Source organism: Rhodococcus sp. 05-2255-3B1 (assembly GCF_002258545.1).
Lineage (GTDB): Bacteria > Actinomycetota > Actinomycetes > Mycobacteriales > Mycobacteriaceae > Rhodococcoides.
This window is the reverse complement of record NZ_NOZC01000027.1, coordinates 148,851-164,079: the sequence shown is the minus strand read 5'-3', so window position 1 is coordinate 164,079 and position 15,229 is coordinate 148,851. Positions and strand designations below refer to the sequence as shown.

At 63.6% G+C, this 15,229-nt stretch carries 15 protein-coding genes and 1 tRNA gene; 5 read left to right on the top strand and 11 right to left on the bottom strand.

Annotated features, from left to right (window positions below):
• Window positions 1–27: 27 nt before the first annotated feature.
• The 5 genes from CH249_RS15480 (at window position 28) to CH249_RS27640 (ending at window position 5,346) form a co-directional block, all read left to right on the top strand.
• Complete coding sequence (locus tag CH249_RS15480) at window positions 28–2,445, top strand: FtsX-like permease family protein (RefSeq protein ID WP_143544497.1); 2,418 nt, start codon at window positions 28–30, stop codon at window positions 2,443–2,445.
• 130 nt (window positions 2,446–2,575) lie between these two features.
• Entirely contained in the window at window positions 2,576–3,202 is a 627-nt protein-coding gene (locus CH249_RS15475; RefSeq protein ID WP_179273269.1) for an isochorismatase family protein, read from the top strand.
• A gap of 116 nt (window positions 3,203–3,318) precedes the next feature.
• Window positions 3,319–3,394, top strand: a tRNA-Arg gene (locus tag CH249_RS15470).
• A gap of 264 nt (window positions 3,395–3,658) precedes the next feature.
• Complete coding sequence (locus tag CH249_RS15465; protein ID WP_094683219.1) at window positions 3,659–4,150, top strand: DUF4365 domain-containing protein; 492 nt, start codon at window positions 3,659–3,661, stop codon at window positions 4,148–4,150.
• Complete coding sequence (locus tag CH249_RS27640; protein WP_143544495.1) at window positions 4,147–5,346, top strand: hypothetical protein; 1,200 nt, start codon at window positions 4,147–4,149, stop codon at window positions 5,344–5,346. Before CH249_RS15465 ends, CH249_RS27640 begins: the two co-directional genes overlap by 4 nt.
• Here the strand turns inward: CH249_RS27640 and CH249_RS15455 are convergent, their stop codons facing one another.
• From CH249_RS15455 to CH249_RS15405, 11 genes are all read right to left on the bottom strand, one after another.
• On the bottom strand, window positions 5,347–6,783 hold the full coding sequence (locus CH249_RS15455; RefSeq protein WP_094683217.1) for a site-specific integrase: 1,437 nt from the start codon (window positions 6,781–6,783) through the stop codon (window positions 5,347–5,349).
• A complete protein-coding gene (locus tag CH249_RS15450; protein WP_094683216.1) occupies window positions 6,783–6,974 on the bottom strand; it encodes a hypothetical protein in 192 nt (63 codons plus the stop codon). Before CH249_RS15450 ends, CH249_RS15455 begins: the two co-directional genes overlap by 1 nt.
• The gene (locus CH249_RS15445) at window positions 6,974–7,630 is read right to left on the bottom strand and encodes a recombinase family protein (protein ID WP_256988342.1); all 657 of its coding nucleotides are present in this window, start codon (window positions 7,628–7,630) and stop codon (window positions 6,974–6,976) included. Before CH249_RS15445 ends, CH249_RS15450 begins: the two co-directional genes overlap by 1 nt.
• A gap of 2 nt (window positions 7,631–7,632) precedes the next feature.
• Entirely contained in the window at window positions 7,633–7,869 is a 237-nt protein-coding gene (locus CH249_RS15440) for a hypothetical protein (RefSeq protein WP_094683215.1), read from the bottom strand.
• 116 nt (window positions 7,870–7,985) lie between these two features.
• Window positions 7,986–8,633, bottom strand: a complete 648-nt coding sequence (locus CH249_RS15435; RefSeq protein WP_179273268.1) for a hypothetical protein — start codon at window positions 8,631–8,633, stop codon at window positions 7,986–7,988.
• A gap of 89 nt (window positions 8,634–8,722) precedes the next feature.
• The gene (locus CH249_RS15430) at window positions 8,723–8,941 is read right to left on the bottom strand and encodes a hypothetical protein (RefSeq protein ID WP_094683214.1); all 219 of its coding nucleotides are present in this window, start codon (window positions 8,939–8,941) and stop codon (window positions 8,723–8,725) included.
• Window positions 8,942–9,196: 255 nt separating this feature from the next.
• Complete coding sequence (locus tag CH249_RS15425) at window positions 9,197–11,515, bottom strand: bifunctional DNA primase/polymerase (RefSeq protein WP_179273267.1); 2,319 nt, start codon at window positions 11,513–11,515, stop codon at window positions 9,197–9,199.
• A 181-nt stretch (window positions 11,516–11,696) separates the two neighbouring features.
• Window positions 11,697–12,578 (bottom strand): hypothetical protein, encoded by an 882-nt coding sequence (locus tag CH249_RS15420; protein WP_094683212.1) that lies wholly within the window; start codon window positions 12,576–12,578, stop codon window positions 11,697–11,699.
• Window positions 12,575–12,871, bottom strand: coding sequence for a hypothetical protein (locus tag CH249_RS15415; RefSeq protein WP_143544493.1), 297 nt, complete (start codon window positions 12,869–12,871; stop codon window positions 12,575–12,577). Before CH249_RS15415 ends, CH249_RS15420 begins: the two co-directional genes overlap by 4 nt.
• A gap of 606 nt (window positions 12,872–13,477) precedes the next feature.
• Window positions 13,478–13,834, bottom strand: a complete 357-nt coding sequence (locus tag CH249_RS15410; protein ID WP_094683210.1) for a hypothetical protein — start codon at window positions 13,832–13,834, stop codon at window positions 13,478–13,480.
• Window positions 13,835–14,014: 180 nt separating this feature from the next.
• A complete protein-coding gene (locus CH249_RS15405; RefSeq protein WP_094683209.1) occupies window positions 14,015–15,223 on the bottom strand; it encodes a hypothetical protein in 1,209 nt (402 codons plus the stop codon).
• Window positions 15,224–15,229: the final 6 nt, after the last annotated feature.

The window sequence follows — 15,229 nt, the reverse complement described above, 5'->3', positions numbered from 1 at the left end:
CGAGTCATCAGCCTGCGCGACCTCCGCATGCACTGGGTGCGTTCGTTGGTCTCGGCCGGCGTCGTCGCCGTCGCGGCCGGGTTGCTCATCGCCGTCCTCGGCACGTACGGGTCCTTGACCGGATCCGTCGAGCGTCTCGCGGTGTCGATCGCAGGTAACGCCGACTACGAGGTCGTCGGTGTCACCGACTCGGGCTTCGATCAGAGCGAGCTCGACGCAGTTCGCGCGGTCCCCGGTGTCGAGACCGCAGTCCCACTGCTGCGCAGCACCGTTCGGTCCGACGTCGGAGACCTGACGATTCTCGGTGTCGACTCGTCCATCACGGCACTGCAATCCGATCTCGAAGGCGCAGTCGGAAACGCGGCCGGGTTGCTCACCGACCCGGCCGGGGTATTGGTCGGAGCCGCAACAGGTTTGACGCAGGGCGACACCGTCACCATCGACGATGTTCCGACGACGGTGGTCGGCGTGGTCGACGGCCCGGGGACGCAGCGGATCGGCGGGGGCATGTTCGCCGTCGCGCTCATCCCGACGGCTCAGACGCTCACCGACCGCCCCGATCAACTCGATTCGATCTTCGTCCTCGGCAGCGGCGACACTGTGCGTACCGACCTCGACGCCGCACTGGCGGGCCGGGTGTCGGTGATGAATCCCGACTTCAGGGCCGACCGCGCGAACCAGGCGATGAGCCTGACTCGCAATGCCACACTGATGGTCTCGCTCATCGCGTTCGTCGTCGCGGCGTTCCTCGTCTTCAACGTCATGAACATGGCCATCGCGAAGCGTCGACCCACCATCTCTCTGCTCCGGGCAGTCGGTGGCCGCCGCGGCGATATCGTCCGCGACCTGTTGTTCGAGTCCGTTCTGGTCGGGCTCGTCGGCGGTGCCGTCGGCGTTCCGCTGGGAATCGTGATGGGCCGCATCGCGATCGAGAGTCTGCCGCCGTTCCTCTCGCAGGCTTTCGATGCGCGGATCGAATACGTCTTGCCCGGCTTCGCGATTCCGGTGGCGATCGTGGCCTGTGTACTGGCCTGCGCGGGTGCCTCGGCAGTCGCCGCCGTGCAGGTGTATCGCATCTCGCCGATCGAAGCACTCGCCGTCGGCGGCGGGGAAACCTCGGGTGGCCCCGGTCTGCGATTCACCCTGGCTGCGACGGTGTTCGGCGTGCTCGCCGTGGCCGGATCCTTCCTGTTCGCAGTCAACGTCGACGGGCAGTTGACCCTCGGGGCCGGCGCACTGTTCATGTTCGGCGTCGTCGCACTGTGTGTCGGCGCGACCGGACCGATCGTGTCGATCACCGCAGCGGTCCCGCGCCGCTGGGGTGGTGCCGGTCGCCTCGCGACCGCCACCATCGAACGCGCCCCTCGCCGCATCTGGGCAACCGTGATGACGATCGTGATCGCGGTGGGAGTCAGTGTGGGAGTGTCGGGTTCGCTGACCAACATGACCGACTCGGCGGCCGAGTCGTTGTCGTCGTTGGCCGATACCGACCTGTACGTGTCGATGACCTCGCCCGACGCCATACCGTCGGGCCCGATCGTTCCCGCCGAGGTGGAGGACGCCGTAGCGTCGACGCCCGGTGTGTCTCGCATCGTCGAGGGACAGTGGGCGTACGCCACGATCGACGGCGAGACGGTCTCCATCCAGGGCGTCGCCGACGGCAGCAACGCGGTGACTCTCACCTCGCTCACCGAAGACGTGCGTTCCCAGGTGCTCGCCGGTGACGGGGTGGTGCTGTCCCGGGGATTCGGCAGAACGTTGGGTGTCTCGGTGGGCGACTCCATCGATCTGCCGACGCCGACCGGTGTGCAGACCGTGCGGGTGTTGGATCTGGTCGACTACATCAACGCCGCCGGCGGCACGATGGCGATCTCGCTGGATTCGATGCAACGGTGGTACGACCGACCCGGGGCCACCTACCTGGAGATCGGCGTCGACGGAGACGTTGCCGCCGTACAGGATTCGTTGCGTTCGACACTGCCGCCCGAAGCCTTCGTCTACACCGGCGCTGCGGCACTCGAGGGCACCAGCGCTGCAATCCGACAGTCCGGCGCATTGGCGATCGCGCTGCAGTGGATCGTCGCGCTGGTTGCTGCCGTCGCCTTGCTCAACACCTTGACATTGTCGGTACTCGAACGTCGCCGCGAACTGGGAGTGCTGCGCGCCATGGGCGGTGGCCGAGGAACCCTGGCGCGAATGGTGCTCGCCGAGGCGCTGTCGGTCGGCATCGTCGGTGGTGTCCTCGGCCTGATCATCGGCGCAGGGCTGCAATACCTGAGCACCCTGATCCTCGGAGCCAGCATCGGGATTCCGGTCGCTTACACCGCGAGCTGGTCGGTGCTGCTGTACGGACTCGTCGCCCTCGGGTTGTCACTGCTGGGTTCGGCTCCACCTGCCCTACACGCATCGCGACTGAACATCGTGGACGCCATCGCGGCGGATTAGGTGCTCTGCGGGGCCTCGGGATCCGCAAACGCGCGCGCGTTCGTCAGGTGCGAGCGGAATAGACAGCGATAGGCCGGCGATTCTGCGCACGTCTGGCAAATGCGCGCGCGTTTGTACGAGGATGACCGGCGTGGCCACATTCAGCGCCGAAGTCGAAGAGTACGACGTCGAGAGTCTGCGCGACTGCGTGGGCGGTCCTGAGTGGGAGGTGCAGCCCGAACGCGTCGCGGTTCTGGTGCACGACATGCAGCCGTACTACCTGAACGTGCTTGCCCAGTCTGTGTGTACGCGGGTTGCTGCGGAGGTGTCGAAGGTGGTCTCGCGTGCCCGGGCCCTTGGAATACCCATCTTGGCGAGTGGTCCGCGAACAGCGAGTGCCATCGAGCAGCGCGGACTGCTGGGACCGATGTGGGGGTTGGGTCCGTCCGCCGAGGAGGGCGCGATCACCGAGCCGGACTTCGTTCCGATCGCGAAGCGCAGCTACAGCGCCTTCTACGCCACCGATCTGGAGGTCGAACTGCGCCGACGTGGCCGTGACCAGCTCATCATCGTGGGAGTGTTCGCCTCGGCGGGAATTCTCGCGACGACATTCGACGCATTCGCCCGTGACATCCAGTGCTTCGTCGGCATCGAATCGATCGCCGATTACACCGCTCACCAGCACCGCACTGCCATGAACCTGATTGCGTCGCTGACCGGGACGGTGACGAGCAGCGGCAACCTGCTTCACGATCGACACGGTGGGCCGCTAGACTAGCGAGCGCGATGTGGGCCAGCTGAGCACCGGAGGCAGCGAACCCATCCGCAACCGATTGTTCGATGGATCGAAAGCCGTTGCTGGACAAGTGCTTTTGGTGAGCAGAACGATCACCAGCCTTCGTAGCTCAGGGGATAGAGCAACCCTCTCCTAAAGGGTAGGTCGCAGGTTCGAATCCTGCCGAGGGCACCACGTTCAGCCTGGTAGGGACGTTGCGACTCACCGCCTCAACCCCAATCGCATCCCCAACCCCGGCACCAGCCCGGTGCGCGGCGGACCGGGATCTGCACCCGCGGGAGCCGCACATGTCGGACCCCGGTGACAGAGTCGGGTCTCTGACAAACCCGGGGGGATGACTATGATTCATGGGTGGGTAACCAAACGACGACCGCCGCACAGGTGTTCGGGCCGCCAAGAGCTCCCCTGCGGGGATCGCCTTCGCGCTACACGGACCACATGGAGCAATTCCAGCTCGCATACATTCGCGGGGTCGCAGCGGCATCTGGCGTTGGTGTGTCGTCCCCGGAAATTGACGAGGGCATAGACGTGACGCTCACCCACAAGTCCGAGCGCCATACGGGAAAAGATGACTTCACGGCACGGCTAGAAGTTCAGCTAAAGTCAACCGGCGGTCGCGTTTCCGCGGACGGAACCAAAGTCAGCGCATCGCTGAGTATGGATCGTTATGATTACTATCGGACTCTGGATGCCTCAGTGCCGAAAATCGTTGTATTAATGCATGTTCCGAGGCTACAAGACGAATGGCTCCGTGAAACCGAGGACTCTCTCAAATTTCACCATTTGTCATATTGGGTTAATCTCTCAGGACAACCGGACGGTGACCCCGACAAGGCCTCGGTGACGGTAACGGCGCACACGTCCAACATCTTCACCGATCACACCCTGTGTGCGATGATGGAGCGAATTGGCCAGGGTGGGCAGCCATGACAAAGCCAGCTAATGGGCAGGCGGATGCTCTCGATCATCGTTTTGTTCAGAGCCTGTTGCTCCACCTGGGGTGGACGCGCGTGGGCGGTACTCCTGGAACATACTCAGCGTGGGCTCGCGATGGTGATCGAGAGAACGAACTTCTCATTCCTGAGAATCCCAATAAGGGCGATTACCAAGCGATGCTCAAGCGCGCGCGCAATCGATTGGCCCACGGTTATGGTCACGCGGCAAGCGAAGCTCTAGCTACCGAGGTCGTACGTTCCGCGGCGTTACTAGACACCACTAAGTGGGCGAAGGAAACTCCGGTCGAGGCTGGCATCATCGACTGGCGAACTGGCGAAAGCCTCTACGCGACCGCGCGCATGGCTTTGACAGCCGCGGCAAAGGCCTCCAAGGGGCCGCGACGCTACTTCGGCAATACGTCACCACATATTGCGAAAAGGTTGTTGGACGAGACTCTTATGGGCCAGACGGAGGTAGGCAGTTTCGTCGTGACTGCATACACCCCGGCCGGTGGTCGCTACTTCTTCAGCAAGACGGAAGAAGAGGCTGCAGGCGGAAAGCTTCTAGCATCTAAAAGCCGCAGCGGTGCAGACATCATAGATAAACTCGCTGAGATCGTGGGTTCAGTACGTGACTCGCTCGATTCGTATCGGTCAACACCGCGAATCGAACAGTTTGACGATTTGGTTGATCTTGGCTTGTCGCACGAGATGGCAACATCCTTGTCGAATCTATGCAATTCAGGGGTGGGCCAATTGCGGATAGAACGTGCAAGCGATGCACGTCCGGGCGCAGCCCGAGAGTTTGAATTTAATGCTTCCGAATCGGTAATACTAAGCAAAGTGGCTGAACGTTTTTCCGAGACGCGAGAGCCCCGCACGGCACGACTGGTCGGTGAGGTTTCTCTGCTCGACCATGTCTCGACCGCCGAACACCACATAATTCGACTGCACGTAAGTAATCAAACTGGCATCCGAAAAGTTCGTGTTCAATTAACACCTGAGCAGTATCAACTAGCCATTGAGGCGCACCGAGACGAATTGGCGCTTGTCGTATCCGGTTTGCTCGAAAAAGAAAAAAAATTCAACTGGGTACGCGAACCGACTGCGGTCTCGCTCGGTGACATCCTATCGGACGACGATGACGAAGACCAAGACGAAGAGCCCCACACCGAAGAGACGCTTTTCTGACTACCCTGATTTTTTGCCGAAGAGTGGGACAACGTTCGACGTCCCTTGCGTCGGAGCCTGGACGGCTGGGCGACTCAGCGGAGCCTGTTTTCCGCCTTCGTTCTCGGCGATGTAGTCGGCGTAGACGGTAAGGGTTGTTACATACGACGCGTGCCCGAGCCACTTGCTCACCTGCATGTAGTGCTCACCCACGCTCAGGCTCATCACGGCGAAGGCGTGGCGCAGATCATGCCAACGGCTGTGCGGCAACTTGAATGTGGCCAGGGCGGGTTGTAGGCAGCGCCGGTACACATTGGCGCACGTCAGCGGCGCGTCCCACCGGTACATCGCAGCCGGGTCGCTTACGTCGATGCCTGCGGCCACCGCGCTGGCGCGGGTGTGCCGCCCTGGAAACAGTGGCGCATCGGGGTCGTAGTCCGCGGTTAGCTCGTCGCCGTGCGGGTGCAGTTCCCGCAGATAGGTCCGCAGGTCGTCGGCCAGCCACCCGTCCACCGGCACGGTGCGGCGCGACTTCCTGGATTTGGGTGTGCCGGTCTCCCAGCTACCACCTACTGGGCGACGAGTGCGGGCCACTCGCACGCTTCCGTTCTGCCCGGTCATCGGCGGCAACGCCAAATCCCGCACGTTGAGGCCCTGCAGCTCGCCCGCACGCAAGCCGGTGAAAGCCGCGAACGTCACCGCCAGGGCGTCAATCGGCCGGCGGAGTTCAGTGCGGATGTGCTCGGCTACCGCGCCGATCTGGTGCGCGGTCAGCGGATGCGCCGAGAAGGGTTCTTCGTCCGGCGCAGCGTTGGCCGTGCCGTTGTTGCGGGGCAGCTTCACGCTCGCCATTGGGTTGCTGGGGATGGCTCCGTCGACCACCGCAAGGTCCAGAATCCGTTGCAAGCACTCCCACGCCGGTTTGATAGTCGTCCGCGCCAACGTGACCATCGCGTCGGGCCGTGTGGGGTCGGCACTGCGAGTGTCGTAGCTGCGCTTCGGACGGGGGCTGAGCAGCGCACCCCGGAACCTGCGCAGGTCCGCAGCTGAGACTGCGGCTACCGCTTTGTGTCCGAGCTCGGGTTCGACGTAACGCCGATAGACCGCCTGCACCTCCTTGGCGTAGCGCGGCTTCACAGTTCCCTGCAACGACTCGAAGTATCTGTGCGCGAACACCGTCAACGACTGGTCGCCGAGGCGGCGTTGTTCGCTTGGCGTCTGCGCACTAACGTGATGCTTGGCTGCGTTCAGTTCGTCGCGGCGCGCTTCCGCGTCCTCGCGGGTGGCGAACGACTCCTGCCGGGCGCGGGTCTTCTTCCGGCCGGTGGGCTTCGTTGGGTCTGTCGGCACCGGCAAACCCATCTCGTCACGGACGGGCTCGGTGAACACCACCTCATAACGTTTCACCGCCTTGCCGTTGCGGCGCTGAGTTGTCTCGTGAGCGCGGATGTAAGCCATCAGAAGTCCTTGAGTTCGTCGTCGGTGAAAGTGATCGGTGGGACCGCGATTGCGTTCGGCCCGTTGCTATCTGAAGTTGCTTGCAGTGCGGCGTAGTCCGCGCCGGTCTCCCGCCAGAACAGTTCTTCGGCGTCTCGGCGTTCGGCCTCGCGTCGTTCGCGGTAGCCGTCGTGCGGATTTACCCTCGACATCAGGCGTCCGCCTTGGCCAGCTCCACCGACTGGCAGAACCGACGCACGGTGCTCTCGTGCCACACCGGGCGACCCGCTGGGCTCAGCACCTGCTCGTCGGTGAGCGTCCGCGCGATAGCGCCGTAGGTCTGGCCGGTGGAACGCATCTCGACGATCCGCCGCGCTACGGCCGTGGGCATCTGACGCGGCCGACCGAGCGCAACGCCTTGCGCCTTCTTCGCTGCGAGTGCTGCCTTGGTCCGCTCACCGATCAGCCGCCGCTCGAACTGAGCGAACGTGGCCAGCATGTTGGCCATGGCCTCACCACTGGCTGTGGTGGTGTCCACCTGCACGTCGAGCATTATCAGCGCCCACTGCTGCCTGCGGGCGCGCTCCATGATTTCCACCGCGTGCAATAGCGACCGACTCATCCGGTCGAGCTTGGTCACGACCAGCCCGTCAGCGAGGCCAGCGGCTAACTGCTCCAATGCATCCCGCAGACCGGGGTTCACTTGACTGCCACTCAGCCCCTCATCGCGCAGGATCGTGAGGTCCCACCCTCGCCGGTCCGCTTCGGCGACGAGTGCGGCCTCTTGTGCCTCCAAGCCGAGGCGGCTGTCAGCTTGTTCCTCAGTCGAGACCCTTACATATCCGAGCATGTGCAGTCGCTCGTTCATCACTACGCTCCTGCCGTGTAGATGGCGGCTCCGGTGAACTCGGTGATGCCGACGATGACGAGGCCGGGCACGTAGTCGGCGTCGAGGATGGCCTGCACATCAGCGCGAATGTGGGCATCGCTGCTGCCGCGTGGGACGTGCACGTCTATCTCCTCGCTGCATCCCTCGCCCGGCTTCCCGACGAACGCTGTCCATATCTCGCGGCCGGTTGGAACGCACCCTCCGTTGAACTCGGTCATGTTGTCTCCCTGCGTAGTTAAGGCGTTAACGTCCGAAAGCGCCTAACGCCCAACTTACGCCGTGGTGACGCAGCTCACAATTCAGTTATGTTGCGACACTTGACTATTCAGGTTCTTCAGAAACGCTCACGCTTCAGCTTCGGCGAGATCGCACGATTCTTCTTGTGCGGGTTCCGCCGGGGCTCATCGCTGCCGGGGTGCGCGTCGGCAAGGCTCACAATGGGAGTGCCGCTCAGATCGTCTGTACGCCGTTGACGCGGCGCAGGCGTGCCAGTACCGCCGCCCGCCCCCGTTGTGCTGCCAGCATTGCCAGCAGCCACCGGCGAATGCGGTTGCGGTGCTGCACTGTTAGGCACCGGCGCAGCAGTACCGCTTCCAACGCCGTCGAGCATCCCCGCTGCGCCTACTCCGTCGCCGTCGACCACCTCGGCTTCCAGCACGAGCGGGTCGTCGCCGGCGAATCCGCGGGCTGCACGGCTCTCAGCGCGACTACCGCCTGCGATGACCGACTCCACAATCCGCAGCCATGGGGCGTCGTTGCCGATGCCGGGTATCGCCAACACGTGCGCAGCGACGTTACCGCCGCGATCGAGCAGATCCGCCGCTGCCGACCGTTGAACATTCGGCGGCACGGTGGGGTCGTTCATCAGCTCGATCAGCTTCGCCGCTGCGAGGTCCTGCGCCATGAGTATGCGTTCGGCTGCCTTTTGACGAGCCGCTGGCGCGGCCCCTCCATGGTTTTTACAGACGTTCTGCCCCTTCATGGGTCTGTTCGCACAGGGCTGTCCGTTCGACCGATGCGCAATGCACGTCACCACCGGAACCAGGCCCGCTGTCCGCTCGCTCTTCGTTGTCATGGCTGCTCTCCCGCGCTCGAGTTGACGTTCTGTGCGACCCGCTCCGCAATCGCGGCGATCAGCGTGGCGGTGTTCTTGGTCAGCCATTCGCCGAAAGCAGCCTCGACTCCGCTCTCCACTGCGGCGGGTGCGGTTACCTCATGCTGGCTCAGCCAGAAGTCCCATGCTTCGGTGACGCCGCGCGTCACCTTGTCCAGCTTGTCGAGATCAGTCATTCGCTTCTCCGTTCGTGTTGGTTTGAAAACTGTTCGTCGAGCCTGGCGTTCTGACGCCGGACGGTTGTGACAGCGGGTGCGCTTGTTGACCCGGCCGGACCTTTCGTAATTTCTTCACCGCGCCACAGCCACCGCTACCAGGCCGCACCGTCCAGGCCGCCCCTTCGGGGGGGCGGGCCTTGGCCTGGTGCGTGGCCGGGTGCTGGCCACCAGGCTGGCCGGGTGCACGGCCTGGTGCTGGCCGGGTGGGCCTGGTCATGGTGCACGGGGCGTTTCGGTGGTTCCGACGCCCACTTTCGCCGGTCTCGACGGCTCGTTCATAGTGGTGCCGTTCACCTTCAATCGGAAACCCGAACCAGAACCAGTTGCGGTATCGGCAGCAGCGGGCACGTAGTTGTCTGACTGCGGATCGTCGGCTTGGCGGTAGTCGGTCACTACCGAATGCAGGTGCGTTCCGCGTGGGCCTTCGTCCCAGCGGGCAAAGCCCTCGGTTACCAGAAGGTCCACGGCTCGTCTCCACATCGCACGTTTGGGCTCTTTCCCGGCGGACTTCCGTTCCTCGCACATCGCCTCGACGGTCTTCGTGGTCGACCGCAACGCAACATCGTCGGTGGTCTCCCAGTACCGGCTGATCTGCTCCATGAACCACGTCGGCCGGAACTCGGCGGGATCACCCGTAGTGCGAGCGCGGCCCGCAATCACATCGGTGGCGCGTCCTGCATCGGTCGGTGCCGCCAACGACCACACCGGAGCCGACGGGTCGGTGCTGTCCAGGTGGAAGTCGGCTACCCGCTGGGTGCGGTCGTTCTTGCGCCACGCACCACCCAGATTGCGAATGTGGCCGGGCCGATCTTTGCCGACGCGAACGCTCGCTGTGCCCGCCATCCCCACCCCGAACGGTTGCTCCATCTCCACCACGAACGCCGCCCCGTCCAGTCCGGCGAGCTTGTGTTGCCCACCCAGCGCGAACCGGCCACGACCTTCGGTGTCGCGGCTGACATGGTCCACGCAGACCACAGCCGCGCCGGTCTTGCGGGATATCTGCCGGGGCACTTCGCGTTGCCAGGCGGCGACATCGTCGTTGCTGGTCACCGAGTAACCGAACGTGCCCATGCTGTCAGTGACGCCATCGACCACTGCCAGTGCAAACCGACGAGACAACGTCCGTTGGAAGGCATCCAGCGCGGCGCTCGCTCCGAACGATTCTTCCGGCCGCACGTACACGAACCGCTGCACATCGGTCAGAACCTCCTTGGCGACGCCCAGCAGCAACAACCGGCCCGCGACCCCATCAACGTCGTCCTCGAAGTCGACGTACAGCACAGCGCCCTCGGCTTGAAGAACCTGCGCCGCAGCGCATTGCACCAACCACGACTTACCCGATTCACTCTCGCCATGAACCGAATGAACCTTGCCCGCGTAGAACAGATACGCGCCGTCGTCTCGGCGCAGCAACACCGGAGGCGGCGGACCTCCACCGCTCAGCGCCGCCGCTACATCCACCGGCTCCCACGACGACCGCGCAACGCCCGCGTCGGCGATCTCGCCGGCATCGTCGAGCACACCGAGCACCCGCAGATGCGCCCGGTTGCGCCCGGGGAACGGCGTCGCCGGATGCCACAAACCGCCCGGCTGCAACGCAGCCCACGCCTCTGGCCCGGCTGTGCCGTCACCGGCCACAATCTGTGCCGCGTCGGCCTCGGCCACTGCGAACTCGCGATGCGCAGCCGCTTCGCCTCCACGCGCCGACGACACCGCTCGCACGTATTCCTCGCGGAGTATCCGTAGCGCGGTCGGCACGCCGGGCGCACCGCATGCACCTTCCCTCACCAGGCGGATCACGTGCGAATTCATCGCGTCATATCGACCTCCATCATGACCGAACGCGTCCACGCAACTGGTGAACAGAACCAACACTTGACCGGTCAGCTCACCGTCCGAGAACTGTTCCAGCAGAGCCTGTCCCGCACGCCGAGTAGCACGCTTGTGCCGGTCCGGCGCGTTGCGGCGCAGACCGTGCACCCACTGTCGAGGCAACTCGGGCAGGCATTCCGGTCGTGGGAGAGCAGAACACGGTTCGCCGTCCGGCCCGACCACGATGTACTGCTCACCGGTGTGGTGAATGCTCGGGGGCATCGCCCCGACCCGGTGGTGCCGCTGCACGATCTCCACCCCCGCCCCCAACACACTGGCCGATTGCCAGCCGTCCTCGAGGTTCGCCGACGCTGCTATTCGGTACCACCGGATCCCGGACCCGTCCGTGCGCGCCGTAGTGATCCACGTCGGGGGAAGCGAACCCCATCGTTGTTCGGCGTCGGCCAGTGTTCTGCGGCCGTTCTTCTGGCCGTAGAAGTCGGCATCGATCCCGATCACACCGATCGGTGCACGCGAGGCGATGTTCAGGCCCGGTGACCGGCTCGCCCAACGCGCTGCGCCCGCGACCAGTTCGTCGACGTCGTCGATGTCGATGCCGTTGTAACCGGTCACTCCGCGTAGAAGCGGAGCCTTGCCGGTCGGACCACCAATCGGGACAGGATGCCATCCCCGCTCGACCAGCGTTCTGGCGGCATCCATGAATTCACCAGGAGATAATCGATTGTGCTGCAACCGTTTTTGGCGTTGCCGCGCAGTCGTTTCGGAAGTAGTATTACTCACGCCCATGGGCCTTTCAGTGGCCACGTCGAGGTTGCGTCTCGGCGTAGAAGATTCGGGGAATGCGGCCACCTGACAAGTCCGTCAGGTGGCCGTCTCGATCTCAGCGATTACGGTCGGATGGGTAACCGGCTGCGTGATCCGAGCCGTCCGCGAAGGTGAAGTCGAGCGCACCTGGCTGGGTCTCGTCCATCAGCTTTCCCCAGCATCCGAAGCAGATCGGAGCGACGTGCGTTCGCGCCTTACACGTTACGATCAGCGCGATATCGGCCTGTCCCCACTCCGCCCGGCATTGGTAGCTGTCGTCGACGAGAACGTCGGAGAACTGGCACGTACGCGGCAACGCGGACTGAAACATGAACCGCGCCACCCGCCTGGCCGACCATCCGTACGGGACCGGGTACTCGGTCAACGTCGGGTTACCGACTATTTCGCCGCCGCCCGGCATCCATCGCAGGTCGTCATCGCTCACACGTGCATCGCGGAAGACCCGCCCGCCCAACACTCGCACCTTCGGCACGTAGAACATCGCAGACGGATCGTGCAACACCACTGTTCGCAGACCCGTGGGACCGGTGGTTGCCGCTTCCAAAGCGAGACGGTACAGAGCTTCTTCACGGTCGAGCCGAGCCTGACGAGCAACCCGATCAGCCCCGCTGTTGAGGTACAACTCCTTCAAGTTGTAACCGCAACTGTTGTACGGCTGCGCTTTCCGATTGGGAAGGTTGGAATGCAGAAAGTCCAGGCCGCTGTGCAACAGCGCCTTGATGTCCGGCATCGTCGTCGGTGTTTCGATCCACTGGTCCAGCGAACGAGAAGTCGCTGGGTGGGACCGCACCCCGGGGGATGACACGATGCCCTCACCTTTGGTCGTCACCTCGTCCGCCCTCATCGCGGTCTCGTTCTGCTCCCCCAACGGCGCGATGTCTCGCCAGCCGTCGAGTACGCGGTCGACAAACTCGTGCGGGTCGCCTAGTACATTCATGCTGCGTCACCGCCCAGACGCAGGCTCATCAGCCAGTTGAACAAGCCGCGCTCTGAGAAGTAGTAGGCACCCGAGATGAGGAACACCTCCACTTCACGGTGCTCGGATGCGGCCCGCAACCGCGTGCGGGTGACGGCCGGAACGCCGAGCCCATCTGGGGCGGGTGCTCGGACAAAGTCGACGGCAGCGTCGAGGCCCTTGATCGTGGGCATCGGCGACAACGTCGAAGGGTCGAACGGTGGTTGATTGGTTCGCGGTGATCGCACCGCGTGAACCGAGGGAATGGCACTCATCTGGGGATCCTCTTTGTGGCGCGGACAAGCTGGGCATGAACCTTTGATTACCGATGTATTCAGGACGGTTCAAGTCCTTGAGCCGAAGCTCAGCTAGTCGCGGACCAGGTCGGAGTCGGTGGTGAATACTCGCTCCACGCCTGGCATTCTCTCGGTCTAACACTTAGCCGCGCCATTCGCCATGCCCCGGCTACTGGCAATGCACCAACCAAGGCAGCGCCAACTATACGCCTAGTGCGCGCTAACCCGCAAGCACTGGTGCAACAATATCGTCAGTGCTGCAACAACTTTGGGTAATTTTCTCGATTCGCCAAACCAAAACCGCCTGAATTGAACGGAGAGCCACGAACGCCGCACGGTCGACCAACTCCGGCCGAGAATTGAAGTCAACGAGAGGTCGAGATGACCCGCGACGAACGGGCGAGACCGTCGCGGGCCACCTCTCATCAGTTCCGGCCGTGGCTCCGGTTCTGACGGTTCTTGGTCGGCATCGGCGTTGCAGGTGCTTATTCCGTCGGATGCGCTGGGTGGCCTGTCCCTGATGCCTGAGCGTCGGCACGGCGGGCTGATGCCACCAACTGGTGCAACTGCCCACATCGGCCCGTGTCAACGCGTACGTACGGGCGTGCCAGCGGTCGTCTTGTTGGCAGCCTTGGCACGGGGCTTCTTCTTCGCGGCCGTCTTGGGTTTGGGCGAAACGCCCGCGATCGCCTTTACGACTACCTGTCGACCACCCGGTATGTTATACCGAGCGCCCACCTTGGCTCCGGTGAATCCGTCTTTCGATGTTCCGACGAAGCTCTCGGACTTCACTGAGCCGGCGACCAACCGCGAACGCGCCGTCTTGCTGCCGAGTGCCGCGCCGACTGCAGCCCCGGCTGCTGCGCCCGCAGCCGCTCCGCCTCCCGTAGAAGCGAAGCGGCCGAGCGCATCCCGCTTGATCTTGCCGCGACGGCGACCCATCAGGTGCGCCGTTTGGTTGCGTCAGTGTCGCGAGGAGTGGTCCCGCGGTATCGCCCGCCTTGCGAGGGAGGCAGATCGGCAACGGCCTTCGCATCCAGGCCGGGTCCGAAGCAAAATTCCGACTCACCGGGCGTGACCCCGCGTGTGTAGATGCCCGGAACTTTCCGGTAACTCGTCACGTCACCACGCCCACGTCGGAGCCGAATACGTTGCGTTGGTTGTGATTTGGGCTACCGCTGCGGCTCCGCGGCGACGGACGCCCACACCGAACGTTCGGGCGAGAAAGGATTCTCGAAGCGGGTAGTCAGGCACTGCACCGGGAATCAATCTGAGTCCGCGGTATTGCGGGTTTGTGTGCTCTCGCACTCCAATCGCGTTGGACTGAGCATTCGGACCACCGGTAGCGACAACGGCGACGTAGCCCGCTGGGAGGTGACTAGACTCCACGAGCCACGAAGGGCCAAGCGAGCCAACAACTTTCAAGCCGTTGTATTCACCGGGCGCAGCCTGGCCGATAATCTGGCCGTCTGGCTCGATGTAGGCCGGGGCCGACTGGCTCGGGATAAAGTCGAACCTTGAGATGATTGCACCACCGGTGCCGTTGCCTACGCCCCGACGCCAGGTCTGGATGACCTCCGATTCGTTCGGGTGCGCGAGGATCAGCAACTGCTGACCTTCCGAGCTTCCAAATCCCTTGCGGCCTAAAAGATTTAAAAGATCCTCAATGTCCGCCGAATCGATCAACGCACTTTGCGAAGCGATGAAGTGCTTTGTCGTCGACGGGAACGTCTGCCCGGCGTACGGGGGCGGCGTGAAGCCGTCGTTGCCGGTGTACAGGCCGTAGACGGTGTGGCCCCATTCGTTCTCGCCCGGCGTGGGGTCGAAAAGGCGCTTGAGAACGGTTCGATTCACCAGGCGGTTGTCAGCGGCGAGCATGTCCGCGAACTGAGCCTCGACCTGACGAATATCGCTGTCGCGCAGAAACTTCCACGTGAGACGGCTAGCGAGGTCGTAGTCGTTGAGAGTGTAGCCGAGGCGGAGAACGCCGCTCGGTACACGCGCCGACACTGGCTCCCCGAATTCCGAAGCGACTTCGAACTCGGAAGTAGTTTGCAGGGTCTGCGGGACGACGTCGTTGGAGAGCGTTGTGGAGAACGTCAGCAGGCTCACGAGGGCGGAACGTTCCGAGTTGTACGCCGCGAGAGCGCTGCGGAATTCGTCCCAGACGGCGTTGATGTCGGTGCCGTCAGCGGTCCGGGTTACCAGTGCATCCGCTTCGGTGCCGATGCCGCGATGCCCTCCAGAATCACCACCAAAGATTGGCCGGAGCAGTGGATCGAAATTGAGCGGGCCGAACGGTGCTGCGTCGGTCAGGGTGCTGGAATTCATTTGGGT